Source organism: Chloracidobacterium sp. (genome assembly GCA_015075585.1).
GTDB lineage: Bacteria > Acidobacteriota > Blastocatellia > Pyrinomonadales > Pyrinomonadaceae > OLB17.
The window spans coordinates 893,667-909,842 of the sequence record JABTUB010000002.1; the positions used below are offsets into that span (position 1 = coordinate 893,667).

At 56.7% G+C, this 16,176-nt stretch carries 14 protein-coding genes; 9 read left to right on the forward strand and 5 right to left on the reverse strand.

Features of this window, described 5'->3' with window-relative positions; genetic code table 11:
* Positions 1 to 22: 22 nt before the first annotated feature.
* Positions 23 to 1,168 carry an aminotransferase class V-fold PLP-dependent enzyme gene (locus tag HS105_13125; protein MBE7517528.1) on the reverse strand — a complete coding sequence of 382 codons (1,146 nt, stop codon included), beginning with the start codon at positions 1,166 to 1,168 and terminating at the stop codon, positions 23 to 25.
* Positions 1,169 to 1,236: 68 nt separating this feature from the next.
* On the opposite strand from HS105_13125, the gene HS105_13130 reads away from it, so the two are divergent.
* The 4 genes from HS105_13130 (at position 1,237) to HS105_13145 (ending at position 5,888) form a co-directional block, all read left to right on the forward strand.
* Positions 1,237 to 2,922, forward strand: a complete 1,686-nt coding sequence (locus tag HS105_13130) for a GAF domain-containing protein (protein ID MBE7517529.1) — start codon at positions 1,237 to 1,239, stop codon at positions 2,920 to 2,922.
* Between the two features lie 24 nt (positions 2,923 to 2,946).
* Positions 2,947 to 4,020, forward strand: coding sequence for a rod shape-determining protein (locus tag HS105_13135; GenBank protein ID MBE7517530.1), 1,074 nt, complete (start codon positions 2,947 to 2,949; stop codon positions 4,018 to 4,020).
* 127 nt (positions 4,021 to 4,147) lie between these two features.
* Entirely contained in the window at positions 4,148 to 4,978 is an 831-nt protein-coding gene (locus HS105_13140; GenBank protein ID MBE7517531.1) for a TIGR00159 family protein, read from the forward strand.
* Between the two features lies 1 nt (position 4,979).
* A complete protein-coding gene (locus tag HS105_13145) occupies positions 4,980 to 5,888 on the forward strand; it encodes a hypothetical protein (protein ID MBE7517532.1) in 909 nt (302 codons plus the stop codon).
* Positions 5,889 to 5,896: 8 nt separating this feature from the next.
* Here the strand turns inward: HS105_13145 and HS105_13150 are convergent, their stop codons facing one another.
* The gene (locus HS105_13150; GenBank protein MBE7517533.1) at positions 5,897 to 6,568 is read right to left on the reverse strand and encodes a hypothetical protein; all 672 of its coding nucleotides are present in this window, start codon (positions 6,566 to 6,568) and stop codon (positions 5,897 to 5,899) included.
* Positions 6,569 to 6,672: 104 nt separating this feature from the next.
* Here HS105_13150 and HS105_13155 point away from each other — a divergent pair, with 104 nt between their 5' ends.
* Both HS105_13155 and HS105_13160 read left to right on the forward strand, forming a co-directional pair.
* Complete coding sequence (locus HS105_13155; protein MBE7517534.1) at positions 6,673 to 8,205, forward strand: O-antigen ligase family protein; 1,533 nt, start codon at positions 6,673 to 6,675, stop codon at positions 8,203 to 8,205.
* Positions 8,206 to 8,264: 59 nt separating this feature from the next.
* Positions 8,265 to 10,418: a serine hydrolase gene (locus tag HS105_13160; GenBank protein MBE7517535.1), complete on the forward strand. Its 2,154-nt coding sequence runs from the start codon at positions 8,265 to 8,267 to the stop codon at positions 10,416 to 10,418.
* Here HS105_13160 and ttcA read toward each other — a convergent pair.
* The gene (gene ttcA / locus HS105_13165; protein ID MBE7517536.1) at positions 10,415 to 11,317 is read right to left on the reverse strand and encodes a tRNA 2-thiocytidine(32) synthetase TtcA; all 903 of its coding nucleotides are present in this window, start codon (positions 11,315 to 11,317) and stop codon (positions 10,415 to 10,417) included. The genes HS105_13160 and ttcA overlap by 4 nt on opposite strands.
* Positions 11,318 to 11,555: 238 nt before the next feature.
* Between ttcA and HS105_13170 the strand changes: the two genes are divergently transcribed.
* Positions 11,556 to 12,161: a polymer-forming cytoskeletal protein gene (locus HS105_13170; protein MBE7517537.1), complete on the forward strand. Its 606-nt coding sequence runs from the start codon at positions 11,556 to 11,558 to the stop codon at positions 12,159 to 12,161.
* Positions 12,162 to 12,202: 41 nt separating this feature from the next.
* Positions 12,203 to 12,625 (forward strand): large conductance mechanosensitive channel protein MscL, encoded by a 423-nt coding sequence (mscL, locus tag HS105_13175; GenBank protein ID MBE7517538.1) that lies wholly within the window; start codon positions 12,203 to 12,205, stop codon positions 12,623 to 12,625.
* A gap of 2 nt (positions 12,626 to 12,627) precedes the next feature.
* Here the strand turns inward: mscL and HS105_13180 are convergent, their stop codons facing one another.
* Together HS105_13180 and mnmA are read right to left on the reverse strand one after the other, a co-directional pair.
* Positions 12,628 to 13,203, reverse strand: a complete 576-nt coding sequence (locus HS105_13180) for a 5-formyltetrahydrofolate cyclo-ligase (GenBank protein MBE7517539.1) — start codon at positions 13,201 to 13,203, stop codon at positions 12,628 to 12,630.
* A complete protein-coding gene (gene mnmA / locus HS105_13185) occupies positions 13,200 to 14,321 on the reverse strand; it encodes a tRNA 2-thiouridine(34) synthase MnmA (GenBank protein MBE7517540.1) in 1,122 nt (373 codons plus the stop codon). Before mnmA ends, HS105_13180 begins: the two co-directional genes overlap by 4 nt.
* Before the next feature lie 357 nt (positions 14,322 to 14,678).
* Here mnmA and HS105_13190 point away from each other — a divergent pair, with 357 nt between their 5' ends.
* The gene (locus HS105_13190) at positions 14,679 to 16,097 is read left to right on the forward strand and encodes an MATE family efflux transporter (protein ID MBE7517541.1); all 1,419 of its coding nucleotides are present in this window, start codon (positions 14,679 to 14,681) and stop codon (positions 16,095 to 16,097) included.
* The last annotated feature ends 79 nt before the right edge of the window (positions 16,098 to 16,176 follow it).

Genomic DNA, 16,176 nt, shown 5'->3' on the forward strand with positions numbered 1-16,176 from the left:
GTATCGACAGACATTGAACGGATCAAGGGGCTATTGCTTGCAGCTTTTCTATGATCGGCGGAAGTTCATCCGACAGCGTCTCGATATCTCTGTCAGTATTATAGCGGCTGAGCGAAAATCTTATCGAACCCATCGAGCGTGAGAATGGTACATCCATTGCCGCAAGCGTCGCCGACGCCCGATGATGAGCATCGCTGCATGCCGAGCCGGTCGAGACGCAGATGCCGCGGCTGTCCAGCATATCCATTATCATATCGCCGTTGAGGCCCTCGAATGAGATGTTCGAGGTGTTGGCAAGCCGCCGCTGCGGGTCGCGTGTGCCGTTGACGGACGCACATTCAATTGAGGCGAGCACTCCGTTCTCCAGCCGATCGCGAAGCGCGCGGACAGGCTCCGTTGCCGCGAGAGCTCCGGCGAGCTCCGCTGCGGCGCCGAGGCCGGCTATTTGGTGCACTGCTTCGGTTCCCGCCCTTCTGCCGGCTTCCTGTCCGCCGCCTATCGAGTGCGGCGGGAGTTCGACACCACGGCGAATGTACAGCGCGCCGATGCCTTTAGGTGCGTGAAATTTATGACCTGAGACAGACAGCAGATCGACGCCGGTATGTGCGGCGTTTATCGGCGTTTTGCCTGCGGCATTGACCGCGTCGGTGTGGAACAGAGCGTCGGAGTATTCATGCACCATCCGGGACGCTGCTTCGATCGGGAAAAGTACGCCGGTCTCGTTATTCGCGGTCATAATTGATACGATCGCGGTGTCGGGCCGAAGCGCCGAGCGAAGTTCGTCAAGGTCAAGCAGGCCTTCGCTGTCCACCCCGAGGCGTGTAACCTCGCAGCCTTCTTTTTCAAGCCTGTCGCAAAGGAACCGCACTGCCTCGTGCTCGACGGCGCTCGTAATGATATGTTTGCTGTCAGGGCGGACGCGGAGAGCTCCCAGGATCGCCCAATTGTCGCTTTCGGTACCGCCGGAGGTGAAGACGATCTCATCGGGTGAGGCGGCGCCAAGCAACGCCGCAACCTGTTCGCGTGCGGTTTTCACGACTTTTCTCGAAGCCGTGCCTGCCGAATGTTTTGACGATGCGTTGCCGAATTCGCCGGTCATAAAAGGCATCATCGCTTCAAGAACCTCATCGGCGATACGTGTCGTAGCATTATTATCGAGATAGATCATTGTACCCGGCCGCGGCCCGAAGCCCCGTTGTTTACATTTTAGAATTACCATTTACAATTATAAACATCGTGGACGCAATACTTACGATAACCGAACCGACAGGCAGCACTTTCGAGATCGAGCTCGAGACAGGACGCCTCTATATGATCGGCAGGGCAAAAGGGAACGACATTGTACTGAATGACAGCCGCGTTTCGCGTAAACACGCACATTTAAGCTCGGGGCCGCAAGGGTTTCAGATAGTTGACGGCTATTATGAGAACGGAAAACTGGTCCGTAGCGTCAATCATGTTTATGTAAACGGTGCGCCGGAGCAGCAATGGATACTCTCGGCCGGCGACAAGATCCGCGTAGGCGAAAGTGTACTTGAGTTCGGCTTCAAACAGCCTCAGGCAATGCCGGAACCTGAGCCTGTCGTATCCGCGGCGTTGGCGCCCGGCGCCGTGCAGTATGAGGATACGCCGCTTGGCAACACGCAGGTAAGGATCTCGGCAAGCGAGATAATCGGAGGCCGGTCGCATTTGCAGATCGAGTCGCCCGCAGCAACACCTGACGAAGTAAAGGATCTTCGCCGCAAAGCAAAGCTGCTCGAACTGATGTTCGAGATGTCAAAGACGCTCGGCACGATCTTTGACCTCGAAGAGATATTTGAAAAGGCGACCGACCTTATCTTTCGCGGCACACCTGCCGACCGGGTGATCGCATTGCTGGCGGATGAGACGGTTGACGGCAAGATACTGACCTACAGCCTTTATCAGATCGGTTCGCGAACACGCGATGACAGCATCAAACAGCTGTCCGAAAAGATGCCTGTCAGCCGCACCATCACGCAAAAGGTGATGAATGAAAAGGTCGCCATACTGAGTCAGGACGCCCGCACGGATGCACAGTTCGTTGGCTCGGAGTCGATCGTTTCGCAAGGCATCCGCTCCACTATCTGCGCACCGCTCATCACGCAGTCGAACGTACATGGCGTGGTCTATGCCGACCGGCTTGATCCCTTCGCGGCCTTTACTCAGGACGACCTCGAACTTGTCAGTGCCGTGGCCGCGCAGACGGCAGTTACGGTCGAGACGGTAAAGGCGCACAACCGCTTGGCACGCGAAGAGGTCGCACGAGCGAACTACGGGCGTTTCCTGCCCGAATATGTGGTCAAGCAGCTGCTCGAAAACCCGAATTCATTCAGGCTCGGCGGCGTGAACCAAACGGTAACGGTGCTGTTCGCCGACATACGCGGATTTACGGCTCTGTCGGAGCACGAAAAGCCGGAAAAGGTCGTCGCTCTGCTTAACCGATACTTCTCTGCAATGACCGAAGTGATCTTTGCACACGGCGGGACGCTCGATAAATATATCGGCGACGGATTGATGGCTCTTTTCGGTGCACCGACCGCTTCGCAAAATGATCCGGTCAATGCGGTCAAGGCCGCCGTTGCGATGCAAAAGCGTGTTGTAAAGCTTAATGATGAGCTGCGTGCCGAAGGCTTTCCGGCCGTACAGGTCGGCGTCGGGTTGCACACCGGCGAGGCGGTCGTCGGCTATATCGGCTCCGACAAACGCTCGGAATACACGGCGATCGGCGATACAGTGAACCTCGCATCCCGCCTCGAATCGAATGCCGGGCCCGGACAGATCTTGCTTAGTGAGGCAACGCAAACTGCCGCCGGGAACATCTTTCCCGTGACCGCACGCGAACCGCTTTCGGTTAAAAATCGCCGTCAGCCCGTAACGCTTTTTGAGTTGAATTGGAAATAAGTTGATATAATAGCCGCGACGCCCATGCTCAAGATCTCATCACTAAAAAAACTTGTTACCGATTCGATGGCGATCGACCTCGGCACTTCCAGCATCATCATCGCCGTGAAAGATCGCGGCGTAGTGCTCGATGAACCTTCGCTCGTAGCCGTCAATGAGATGACCGAAGAGATCGTTGCTTACGGCCGCGATGCCGGCGATATGGCGGGCCGCGAAGGCCGCGATGTCGCGGTTGTCGCTCCGCTGACGGGCGGCGTGGTCGGCGACTTTGAACGCACTAAGCGGATGCTCGCCCACTTTGTCAAAAAGGCAAAGACACGCGGCTCGAACATCGCGATACAAGCCGTAATGTCGATCGTCTCGGACGTAACACACGTTGAACAGCGGGCGCTCCTTAACGCGTCCGAAGATGCAGGCATCGGAAAGGTCTTTATGATGGAAGAAGGCCTTGCCGCCGCATTCGGGGTCGGCGTTCTGCCAAGCGACAAGCGTGCATCGGCTATCGTTGACATTGGCTCGGGAACAACGAATTTTGCGGTGATCGCAAAAGGTGCCATAGTTAATTCGGCATCCGACAGGCACGGCTCTAATGCCATAAATGATGCGATCGCGACGCACTTGCGGCGCCATCGCGGATTGCAGGTCGGCAGCGAGACAACGGAGTTCATAAAGACGAATTTCGCATCTGCATTCCTGCCGTCCGATCTTTCGCGCTCGATGGAGGTTCGCGGCCGCGATGTTCAGACCGGAAGCCCCGCGGCTGTCGAGATAACTGCAGGCGAGATATACCCGATCGTTGAGGCCATCGTTCGCCGCATTGCGACGCGCGTGAAAGATACTTTGACCGAGCTTCGGCCCGAGGTAGCGGCCGACATTTACGATCGCGGCGTGATCCTGACGGGCGGCGGCGCTCTGCTCGAAGGCATCGACAGATACCTGCGGGAGTTCATAAAGCTTCCGGTAACCGTCCCCGACGAGCCGCGTTATGCGACCGTACACGGCCTCGTAAAGATGTTCGATGATCAAGACCTGCTCGAACGCGTCTCACGCAACGAACTTCACCTGCTCCGTAACGCCGAGATACCTTTTGAGGTCTGAGGCCTTATCTGACCGCTGCTGACGGCCCCGAAGGAAGATATTTTACGCATTGTCAGGCGATATAGAGACGGTTTCGCCCGGACTCTGTGTTATTCTGCAACCATTGAACGGAGCCGGGCCCGTCGGCATGGATTACAGTGACCTCATAGCCACATTGAACACGCTCCGCAGCGTGATCGACATAGCGTTGGTATTCATCATCGTCTATGTCGTGCTGAAGCTGCTGCGCGGCACGCGCGCCGTCCCGACGGTGATCGGGATGGTCATTCTTGCACTGCTTTATTGGATATCGGTCGCATACGATCTGCCGACGCTGGAATTCGTTCTGCGCTACGCGGTCGCATTCATCGGGATCGCCATTATCGTGCTTTTCCAATCGGAGATACGGCAGGCATTGATGTACTTTGCCAACAGGCTCCGCTACCCGATCATCAAACGCCAGCGTTCGCAGTTCGGCGGCTCGGTCTATGATGAGATCGTGCTGGCTATGACGACGCTTGCCTCGGACAAGACGGGAGCATTGATCGTGATCGAACGCAGTGTCGGGCTGCGCAATTTCATCGACGCAGGCGTGATGCTTGACGCAAGGATCAGCTATGACCTCCTTGTTACGATATTTCGGCCTGAAACGCCGCTGCACGACGGCGCCGTGATCATCCAGAACGAAAGGATCGCCGCCGCCTCGGTCTTCCTTCCGCTGACAAAGAACCCTGAAATTTCACGCGAACTCGGCACGCGGCACCGCGCCGCTATCGGGATCACCGAAGGCTCGGATGCCATCTCACTTGTGGTTTCCGAGGAGACCGGCCTGATCACATACGTCGAGTCAGGACAGGTTCGGCGCAACCTCGACCCGCCGACGCTTCGCAAACTCCTGCTCGATGCGATGCAGGTTCCGCTTACCGAAACGCTTCCGGCATCACAGTTCGCCGATGACCTTGCGGAGGGAGCCGATTGATATGGCAGAAACGCGGACACTTTTTGCCAAACATATACTTCGCCAGATCTTCCTTGAAGATTGGGCGTTGAAGCTGACCGCACTTGTCATCACGCTGGGCCTTTGGTTCGGCGTAACGGTCGTAAGCCGAGGCAAGCAGGCGAGCGAACGCTTTTCGGCACCGTTGAATTTTCGTGTTCTCGACAATGCGATAGTTACGAGTGCACCTGTGCAGGAGGTCGAACTTCGGGTTCGCGGCTCGGGCGATAAGGTCGATCAGATACGCCGCAGCGACCTTATCGTGAACGTAGATCTCTCAGAGATACAGCCCGGCGAACGTGTGATCGAGCTTACGCCCGAGACGGTCTCGGTCCCGCTACCCGAAGGCGTGAAGTTAGTGGATTTGCAGCCGAGCCGAGTTCCCGTCACGATCGAGGCGGCGGTAGAAAAGGATGTCGAGGTGCACGCGGTGACAACAGGCAGGCCGGCCGCAGGGTTCGAGGTTTACGGCGACCCTCTGATAGTGCCGAAAAAGGTCAAGATCCGCGGGCCGCGCTCGGTGGTCGATCCGATCGATCATCTGTTCACGGACAAGATCTCGCTTGACGGCCGGGACCAAGACCTCATTGCCCGGCAGATACCGATAACTTCGCCGGATAACAGGATTACGATCTACAACACCGTCGTTGACGTATCGTTCAAGATCGGCGAGAAGCGTGTCGAGCACACTTTCACAGTGCCTGCATCCGAGGCTGTACCAAAGGCGGTCTCAGTAACGCTCTACGGCCCGAAGAGCATCCTTGCGAAGCTGCGTACCAGCGAGATCAAGGTTGAGCCTGTACGCGGCGACCAGGACAGAGAGGTGATGCATGTCGTGCTGCCGGCAGATTTGGTCGACATCATCGAAGTAAAACGCCCGGCTCAGCAGTGATGCCGCTGTCAACCTTCGGCGGCGAGAAAGGCTTTGATATCGGAGCGCATCTCGTCAGTCAGCGCATGGCCCGCATGATACTGTTTTGAGCCGTAGCGTGGAAGGATAGCCCGCAGCCGTTCATCGTATGACGCGAACTGCTCCCGGCTGTAAAATTCATCATCGTCGCCGTACAGATACAGCATCGCCGCATCGAACGGCCTGTAGTTTTCGTTGGTGTCGAGATCACCCGGAATGCCGCCGCATACACCGATAACGCCCGCGAGCACTTCGCCGTGCGTGAATGCGAAGCGTAAGTTCAAGGCACATGCCTGCGAAAAGCCGTAGAGAAAGACCTTCGATTCGTCTATCAGCCTCTCTCGGTCAAGCTGTGCCATCACATCCAAAATGAACTTGTGATGCAGGGCAATGTCCTGCTCGGGACGTTTATCGCATAGCCAGCCGTAACCGATACGATAGCCATCGTCGGTTTGCCGGTAATGCGGGTGCGGTGCCTCGACAGAGGCGATGACGAACCGCTCGTCGGCAACAATCTTGGCCTCGCGCATCATATAACGCTTATGAGCACCGTAGCCGTGTACGGCGATCAGCAGCGGCAGCGGCCCGCCCGCCGCGTCGGGCACATAAATATCGTATAATAGGGCGATCTCGGCTTTGACCGAGAGGTCTGTGCGATCCATGCTCAACTGTCCGCCGCGTCGTGAACCATTCGCCGCTATTGTGCATAATGCTACAAGCGGGCCGCACCGCAGCGGAAGTCAAATATTAGGAAATGCGAGAGTTGATGACAAGGCTTGATGCGTTGGCGGGTATCGACGAGGTTCGGCCCGCCGCAAAGTTGCTTGCCCGCACGACATTCATTTTTGTCGTTCTGATGGCATTCTCGATACCGTTCTCGATAGCGGCCGCGAATATCACCGGAGGCATTGCCCTGGCCGCGTTCACCGCGTCGCTTTTTGTCTCAAAGGCTGCAAGGCGGCCGCTTCATCCCGTTGAGATAGCCCTCGTCGGTTTATTTCTTTGGTCAGCGGTTACCGCATTTACGTCTTATGACAGGGCGTTGTCGCTGGACCAACTGAAGGGACCGCTGCTGTTCCTGATCGTGATGATCGTCAACCGTACGATCCGCAATGCTCGCGCGGCGTGGTTCATTACGGCAACGCTGCTTGTTTCGACAACGATCGTCGCGCTCATCGCACCCGTTTACAGGATCATCGGCAGAGGCATCGAGATACACGGCGTCGCACCGGACGGGGCTCTCGGAGCTGCGGGCCTGATCGAGAACGATCAGCTGATGCGTATCGGCAGCACGCGTATCTATGACCCTGCGGACATCGTCGCCGCTTGTCAGCGAACGGGCGGCGTGTTGAAGGTGCCGTTCCATAGGCCTGACTATTACGGCACCGCGAATGTCGATTGCTCGCTTGTCGCGGACACCGGAACGCCTGCTGAGCGGCTGGGATTTACGAGCTGGCGTGTGCCGCACTATTGGCGTTCGAGCGGGTTTTACAGCCACTACACGACATTCGCCGAGGTCTTGATGCTTGTCGGGGCATTGGTGTTCGGTATCCTTGCGGCGGCATTCCTGCAAAAGCGCCAGCTGCCGCCCCAAGTGCCGCGTGTTCTGAGCTCGCGCCTGCTCATTGCGTTCGTATTCGGTGCGGTGATGCTTGCCCTTTTCCTGACCGTAACACGCGGTTCCGAAATGGCGATGCTCGCCGCCGCGTTCGTTATGATTCTCGTGATCGGCAGCCGAAAGGCGATCATTTCGATGACGGTCGTTACGATCATCGCCGGCGCGTTCGGACTTTACCTGCTTCAGCGTTCGCGCGATGTGGGTATGATCGACACCTCTGACGGCTCGACGCAATATCGCTTAATGATGTGGCGCGACGGCTTTCGAATATGGACAGCAAGCCCGCGCAACTTCATTTTCGGTGTCGGAATGGACTCGATCAAATCGCATTGGTTCGAGTGGGGAATGTTCGATAAAGGCTGGCAGCAAATGGGGCATTTTCATTCCCTTCCGATGCAGCTCGTTGCCGAACGCGGCCTGCCTGCATTGCTGATCTGGATCGCGGTCGTAGCTGCATTCCTGTTGGCGATGCAGCGTGCGATACGCAACGCCGATCCGCCTGACCGAGGCATTTTGCTTGGGTGTTTCGGAGCGATGGCGGGCTTTGTCGTCAGCGGCCTTGTGCATAACAACCTGGGCGATGCGGAAGTAGCGATCGTACTGTACATCATCATCGGCATCGGCATCGGGCTTGTCCGCACCATCGCACTAAAAGATCATGCTCAAGCGTCCGGTTCGTGAACGGCGAGTTTCGTTCTAAAATAGAAATTTCGGCCGTACGCGCCGAGCGAGGAAATGATATGGAGCATCTGAAAGCTGAGATCCGCAATGTTACGGCCGCCCTTCTTTTGATAATTCTGACAGCGGCATCGCTGCCGTTCGGTGCGGCCGCGCAAGCCGCGGCGAAGCCTGATAACACCGGCGCACTCGCAGCGATCGAAGCGAAAATAGACGCACGCCGTAAGGAACTCGGTATCCCAGGTGCCGCCCTCGTTATCGTAAAGGACGGCAAGATCATCTTTCTAAAAGGCTTGGGCTATCGAGACCTTGAGGGCAAGATAGCCGTCACACCCGACACACAGTTCCCGATCGGCTCCGCGACAAAGGCGTTCACGGCGTTGGCCCTCCTGATGGCTCAGGATGAAGGCAAACTCTCATTGGAAGACTCGCCAAAGCAATATCTGCCGTACTTCAAGATCAACGATCCCGATACGGACAAAGCCATTACGATCCGCGACCTTTTGCGGCACTCGTCGGGGCTGATGCGGACAGACCTTGCGATGCTTTCCGATAAGCTCGACCGTAAACAGCTTATTGAGGTTGCGGGCGAGGCAAAGCCGACCGCGAAGCTCGGTGCGGCGTTCCAATATCAGAACATAATGTTCGCGGCCGCCGGCGAGATCGTTGCGACGGTCGAGAAAGAGCCGTGGGAGACGTTCGTTACGCGGCGGATACTTAAGCCGCTCAAAATGTACAACACCACGACGACGCTTGCCGGGCTGGAGAAAGCAAAGGATCGCTCGCTCGGCTATCTGTACAATGCCGAAACAAAGGCAACACGGCGGCTCCCGTACCGTGATATCACCGCATCAGCACCGGCCGGCTCGATAAACTCATCTGTACGCGATATGGCGAAGTGGCTCGAATTCGTAATGAACGACGGCACCGCACACGGCAAAAGGCTGGTCTCGGACAAGGGCTTTGAAGAATGGCTGAAACCGCAGATGAAGATCTCGCCCGACGGAACAATGTCGTACGGATTGGGCTGGTTCCTGCAAAAATGGCACGGCCTGACGGTGGTCCAGCACGGCGGCTCGATCGACGGCTTCAACTCCATGGTCGCGATGATACCGGAGAAGAAACTCGGGTTCGCACTGCTGACCAATGTGAGCGGTTCACCGCTTACGAATGAAGCGATGGAGATCGTTTGGTCGCAGCTGTTGCCGGAGATGATACCGGCCAAGAAAGAAGAAGCCGCGGCGCCGAACAGCACGAAGGAAGCAAGCCCCGAGACGCTCATCGGCAAATACACCGGCCCCGGCGGTGCCGAGATCGAGATAAAAAGTGAAGGCGGGAACGTCACCTTCAACATTTCCGGGCAGCAGCCCTACAAACTTGTACCGCGTCCGAACGGCGGCTATGCAATGGAGCCTCTGCCGGCTGTATATTGGCTCGGTGCAAAGCGCGACGACGCCGGCAAGGTAACGGCCGTAGTTGTAAATCAGCCGGAGGGTCAATTCGAGTTCAAACTGAAGACGGAGAACGAAAAGCCGCCGATCGCCGTCGATGAGTTGATGCAAAAGATGATCGACGCACGCGGCGGCGAAGCGAATTGGCGAAAGATCAAAACGCGTGTCGCTGCGTTCGATGTTGACCTTGAAAATCAAGGCGTAAAGGGTGCCGGTACGTCTTGGGCAAAGGCGCCGTCGTTCGCTGCCGCCAAGATCACCCTCACCGCTCTCGGGCGGCCGATCGGCACCGAATACACGTATTTTGACGGCAAAGGCGGCGAGGAACAGCTTTCGTTCTTCGAAACGCAGCCGTTCTCAGGCAAGCGGCTTGCCGATGCCGCCGTCTCGGCGGACTTTTATGACCTATTGAATTGGAAAAAGAATTGGGCGTCCGTCGCGGTTACGGGTACCGAAAAGGTCAACGGCGAGGACTGCTACGTCGTCAAATACACATCGGAGAAAGGCACGAATCGGACGGAGTACGTCTCCGAAAAGACCTTCTTGACCGTGCGGCGTGTCGGCGAGATTGCCTCGGATTTGTCGTCCCAAGCCTTACCATACAGGACGGATCTCTCCGACTACCGCGATGCCGGCGGCATTCTGATGCCGTTCCGCGAGGTTACGACTTCTGCGATCATGGGAAAGATCACGACTACGATACGATCGGTCGAGGTCAATGTGCCTGTCGATGACAAGGTGTTCGGGCCGGTGAAGTTCGATTAGCGGCTTGAGGTGATCTGAGTCAGCCGCGCGGCAGGCGTCGGGTCGCCATTGAACGAAGGTTCGCTGTGGTCGAACACGTCGTCAAGCTCGCGTTCGACCGAGCCGTGGCCCGCAGGTATCGTCTTGATCAGCGGCTCGAACTCGCCAAAGTCGTACAAGCTCCGATCGAGCAGGTGCGACGCTGTTACGTTGGTCAGAGCCGTCATTATCGAGCTGCGGATGAAAGGCGTTTCTTTCTCAAGGTCGTTGACGAGCCGCTTTACGCGGGCACGCTTCATATTGGGCTGCGAACCGCAAAGGTTGCACGGGATGATCGGGAACTGCTGCTCTTCGGCATACGCCGCGATCTCGCTCTCATGTGCGTAAGCGAGCGGGCGTATGAGCGTATTGCGGCCGTCGTCGCTCCGCAGGATCGGCGGCATCGCCTTTAGCTGGCCGACATAAAAGAGGTTCATCAAGAACGTGGCGATGATGTCATCGGCATGATGTCCGAGTGCGATCTTTGTACAGCCTTCTTCGACCGCCGTCGAATAAAGTATGCCGCGGCGCAAGCGGCTGCAAAGCGAGCAGAACGTCTTGCCCTCGGGTATGTGGGCACGCACGATCGAGTATGTATCTTCCTCGACGATGCGAAAATCGACGCCTTTTGCGCTGAGATATTCGGGAAGGATGTGTTCAGGGAAGCCCGGCTGTTTTTGATCGAGATTTACAGCGATCAGGTCGAATTTGATCGGCGCACGCCGCCGGACGTCGATCAGAAGGTCGAGCAGCGTATAGCTGTCCTTGCCGCCCGAAAGGCAGACCATGATCTTGTCACCGTCCTCGATCATCGAGAAATCTTCGATGGCGCGGCCCATCTTCTTCAGAAGCTTGGTCTTCAGTTTTGTCTCAGCCTTCATTACCTTGCTGCGTCAAACGCCCGAAAAACTTAGAGTCTGACACTTTAGCGGGCGATTTACAACCCCAAAATATCACTAGACACTCGTCGTAGAACTCATTTATCATTATAGCGACGAAACATAAGCGTGGCACGGCAATGCTCGGAAATGCGTGCATTTCACAGTGTTTCGGTTTCAGTTCTATTGACTCGGGCGGCCCTGGGCCCCGCACAGAATAATTTGTTGAGGTAATATCGATATGATCAGAATGGGCAGAAGCTCCCGACCGGAGGAGCCGCACGAGACACCGACACCGCAGGCACCGAGCGATGCCTACCGATACGCGAGTGAGCCGCAATCGGCACAAACGCGGGCAGTTTCCGAGAGCGAATCGATGGCACGCGACATCAAAGAAGGCCGCCTGAGCGGCTTTGTCGGCCACGGCACGACGCTCACGGGCGAGACGGTATTTCAGGCTATGCTGCGTGTTGACGGGCATCTTATCGGTTCGGTAGCATCCGAGACGGGAACGCTGATCGTCGGCACGAACGGCCAGGTCGATGCGAACATCTCGGTAGCCACAGCCATGATAAACGGCACCGTGAACGGCGATATCGTAGCTATTGAAAAACTTCAGCTCGGCCGCACGGCCCGCGTGATGGGCAACATCCAATCGCCAAAACTCGTCATCGAGGAAGGAGCGATACTCGAGGGAAGCTGCTCGATGCTCAAGGCCCGCGAGATGCGCGAGAAGGAGATCGCGGCAAGCAATGCTCCGGCCTATGAAACGCAGGCGGTCGAGACGGACGCTGCCGGCCTTTTCGGTGAGGCCGAAGAGGAACAGGCTGATGCGGCCGATGCTTGATACAGGCGATCTGTGATCACAAAGCAATTTGGAGGCTTTTTATGTGGAACGAATTCAAGGCTTTTATCGCACGCGGCAATGTTCTTGACCTTGCGATCGGCGTCATCATAGGTGCGGCATTCGGCAAGGTCATTTCGACATTCACGGAAGGCATCATTATGCCCTTCGTCGGCTTGATTACCGGCGGCATCGATTTTAAGACAAAATTCTACGACCTGAGCGGCAAGCTGCAGGCAGGTGCGACCGCCGAACAGATCGATGCCGCGGTCAAGAGCGGTGCTCCGCTGGTCCGCTACGGACAGCTGATCAGCGATATCGTAACTTTCATTATAGTCGCGTTCGTGATGTTCATTATCGCTAAGCTGGCGATGGATTACTTCAAACGGCTTGCCGCAGAAACGCCGCCGCCGCCGCAGGAAACGCTGCTTACCGAGATACGCGATATTCTGAAGGAAAAGAAATAACTTCAGCGAAGATCAAGCACGGCATCCGGCATGATGTACATATCAAGCCGGATGTCGTTATCATTTGCGTCCGTGACCGCATCGACAGGCTCGAAGATCCCCAAGCCGATCTTCAGACAATCCTTGCGGCACTTTGCCAGAAAGCGGTCGTAAAAGCCCTTGCCGTAGCCGACACGCTGGCCCGAAGCATCACAAACGATCAGCGGAACAAGCACTATATCAAATATCGCGTCGTTATCGACCGCCGGCCCTGCAGGTTCGCGTATTCCGAGGTCGCTTTCTATAATCTCGGTCGCCGGCGTGAACTTTACTGAGGCCATCTCGCCCGTCGCCATATCGCTTCGCGGAGCGTAGATGCCAAGCCGCGGCAGGTCACGCCAAAGCCTGAAATAGATCGCCGAAGTGTCGATCTCATTCAGCCTTGCGATGCGTATGAAGGTATGCAGGTTCTCGGCATTTCGCAGATCGATCGTCGAGAACAGCCTGTCTGCGATCTTTTTACTTGCGTCAGCGATGGTGCTGAGGCTGATACTCTTACGCTCTCTGAGGTATCGCTTACGCAGCTCTGCCTTTGTCACCTGTCCTCCGGCTTTACGATCCAGCCGCCGCCGAGCACCTCATCGCCTCCGTCAGGGTCGTAAAAGATCGTTGTTTGGCCAGGTGTGACCGCACGCTGCGGCTCGTCAAAGACTATACGTGAGCGCGTGTCGCCGAGCGGATGGATCGTTGCGGCGACCGGCTCATGCCGATAGCGTACCTTTACACGCGCCCGCACGGGATGCGAAGGCTCATCGAATGCGATCCAGTTGACGCCCTTGGCAATAAATTCCGGAGACTCAAGATCGTGTTCTTCGCCGACAACGATGCGGTTCGACGCCCGCTCGATCTTTACGACATAGAGCGGCCGCTCATGTGCGATGCCGAGGCCGCGACGCTGGCCGATCGTATAGCGATGGATGCCGGTATGCGAACCGATCACCTCGCCCTTGAGGTTCACGATCTCGCCGCCGTCGGGGCGTTGGCCGCCTTCGTGGTCAAGATAGCGGTCGATGAACTCGCTGTATTTTCCGTCGGGTACGAAGCATATCTCCTGCGATTCCCGCTTCTCGGCGGTGTAGAGTTCCGCGTGCCGTGCGATCTCGCGGACCTCCTGCTTTTCCATCGCACCAAGCGGGAACAGCGAGCGTGAGAGCTGCTCCTGCGTCAATTCCCAAAGGAAATAGGTCTGATCTTTCCAATGGTTAGTTGAGCGGAAAAGGCGATACCTGCCGCTCGCTTCGTCGTAATTTACGCGTGCATAATGTCCCGTTGCGACCTTCTCGCAGCCGAGGCTAGCGGCCATTCGGTCGAGCGAGGCGAACTTCAGCCGTGAGTTGCATGAAACGCACGGTATCGGCGTTTCGCCGGCGAGGTACCTTGCGACAAAGGGTTTGACGACACCTTTTTCGAACTCATCTTCGAGGTTCAGCACATAGAACGGAAAGCCGAGCGATGCCGCAACGCGGCGTGCATCATAAACATCATCGAGCGAGCAGCAGCGTGACGGCAGCGGGTCGCCGTTCTCATCGACACTGATGCCGCGCCGCTGGTTCCACAACTGCATTGTGAAACCGACGAGTTCATGTCCTTGTTCTTTGAGCAATGCTGCGGCCGCGCTCGAATCGACACCTCCGCTCATCGCAACTGCGATCTTCATAATACTTTCGCGTATCGGACGCGAAACTCTTTATTATATGCCTCCCGTATCCAATTTGTAATCAAACATCCCAAATTACGCATTCTGGAGCTTCGCATCTCTTGCATAGAAAAAACGTGCTCTGCCGATTTTCATTTGCCGCGTCGAATGCTATAGTCTCTCCTGCTATGAAGGTCTCTGTCCGCTAAATAACCTCCCGTACAACTCTGGCGAAAGGCACTAGTTGCGCGTTGAATTCGCAGGCCGAGTGTGCCGGAACGCTGTTTTTTGTGGCTTCGCCGCGTAAGCCTCGGGGAGCTTTGCATCCTGCGAGGCGATGAGTGGTTTCGCGTGATCCGAAACGAATTTTTTAATTTTATGTCCACGAACGGTAACGGTACAGAGGTGTCTAAAGAATCAATATTTGCGATCCTCAAAGAGGCGGTCGCAGGCTCGGATCGCGATTTTACGACCGCACCTTTGGGGACCGCGATATTTTTATTGGCTGTGCCGATGATCATCGAGATGTTCGCTGAGAGCCTTTTTGCGATCGTCGATATCTTTTTTGTAGCGCATATCGGAGCGGACGCGATCGCTGTTGTTGGAATTACCGAGTCGATGATGTTCCTCATCTATTCGGTTGCGATCGGCATTGCGATCGGAGCGACGGCGACCGTTGCGCGCCGCGTCGGCGAAGGCGATGCGGACGGTGCTTCTCGAACGGCGACGCACGCGATCTATCTTGGATTTGCGGCCTCGGCGATCTTGGGTGTGATCGGCTTTGTGTTTGCGGCAGATCTACTGCGGCTGATGGGCGCCGAAGGATCGGTCGTTGCGACCGGCACGACTTTCACGCAGATAATGCTCGGCGGCAACATCGTCGTGCTTGCGCTTTTCCTTCTGAACGCGATCTTTCGCGGAGCCGGTGATGCGGCGATCGCGATGCGCGTGCTTTGGTTCGCGAACATTCTGAACATCATTCTCGGGCCGTGCTTTATCCTCGGTATCGGTTTCTTTCCCGAACTCGGCGTAACGGGTGCGGCGGTCGGCACGACGATCGGCCGCGGGTGCGGTGCACTGTACGCGGCGTATTGCCTTTTTTTCGGGAACAGACGCATCACGATCCATGCCGAGCATTGGCGTCTCGAACCCGAGCGGCTCCTGAAACTCGTAAAGGTTTCGGCGCCCGCGGTGGTGCAATTTTTTGTGCAGACGGCAAGTTGGATCGGGCTTGTTCGCGTCGTAACGGGATTCGGGACGGCCGCGGTCGCGGGTTATCAGATCGGGATCAGGATGGTGATGTTCGCTCTGTTGCCGTCCATCGGCCTCGCGAACGCAGCCGCCACTCTCGTCGGCCAGAACCTCGGTGCCGGAAAGCCCGATCGTGCTGAACAAGCCGTTTGGAAGGCCGTCCGCTACAACGCGCTCGTGCAGACGTCGATCGGGATCGTGTTCGTCATCTTCGCAGCACAGATCGCCGCAATTTTCTCGACCGAACCGGACGTGCACGCATACGCGACCGATGCTCTTCGCGTCATTGCCTACGGATTCTTTTTCTACGCCGTCGGAATGGTGCTCGAGACCGCGTTCAACGGAGCGGGCGACACGATCACGCCCACGTATATCGCGCTCGGTGTATTCTGGCTTTTTGAGATACCGCTTGCTTACTTTCTCGCGTATCACATTGGGTTGGGCGCTCACGGCGCGTTCTGGTCGATCACGATCGCGTTCTCCGTGCTCGCGGTCGTCTCGGCCGTGATATTCAAGCGAGGAAAATGGAAGCTGAAGGAGGTGTAGAAAGATTGAGAGCTAAATGCTGCGGCCGCGCTCGAATCGACACCGCCGCTCATCGCAACTGCGATCTTCATCCTTTTAT

Coding starts and splice junctions, on each gene's coding strand:
- HS105_13160 (MBE7517535.1), top strand. CDS start 8,265: ATGGAGCATCTGAAAGCTGAGATCCGCAATGTTACGGCCGCCCTTCTT.
- HS105_13170 (MBE7517537.1), top strand. CDS start 11,556: ATGATCAGAATGGGCAGAAGCTCCCGACCGGAGGAGCCGCACGAGACA.
- mnmA (MBE7517540.1), bottom strand. CDS start 14,321: ATGAAGATCGCAGTTGCGATGAGCGGAGGTGTCGATTCGAGCGCGGCC.
- HS105_13135 (MBE7517530.1), top strand. CDS start 2,947: ATGCTCAAGATCTCATCACTAAAAAAACTTGTTACCGATTCGATGGCG.
- HS105_13155 (MBE7517534.1), top strand. CDS start 6,673: ATGACAAGGCTTGATGCGTTGGCGGGTATCGACGAGGTTCGGCCCGCC.
- mscL (MBE7517538.1), top strand. CDS start 12,203: ATGTGGAACGAATTCAAGGCTTTTATCGCACGCGGCAATGTTCTTGAC.
- HS105_13145 (MBE7517532.1), top strand. CDS start 4,980: ATGGCAGAAACGCGGACACTTTTTGCCAAACATATACTTCGCCAGATC.
- ttcA (MBE7517536.1), bottom strand. CDS start 11,317: ATGAAGGCTGAGACAAAACTGAAGACCAAGCTTCTGAAGAAGATGGGC.
- HS105_13125 (MBE7517528.1), bottom strand. CDS start 1,168: ATGATCTATCTCGATAATAATGCTACGACACGTATCGCCGATGAGGTT.
- HS105_13190 (MBE7517541.1), top strand. CDS start 14,679: ATGTCCACGAACGGTAACGGTACAGAGGTGTCTAAAGAATCAATATTT.
- HS105_13140 (MBE7517531.1), top strand. CDS start 4,148: ATGGATTACAGTGACCTCATAGCCACATTGAACACGCTCCGCAGCGTG.
- HS105_13150 (MBE7517533.1), bottom strand. CDS start 6,568: ATGGATCGCACAGACCTCTCGGTCAAAGCCGAGATCGCCCTATTATAC.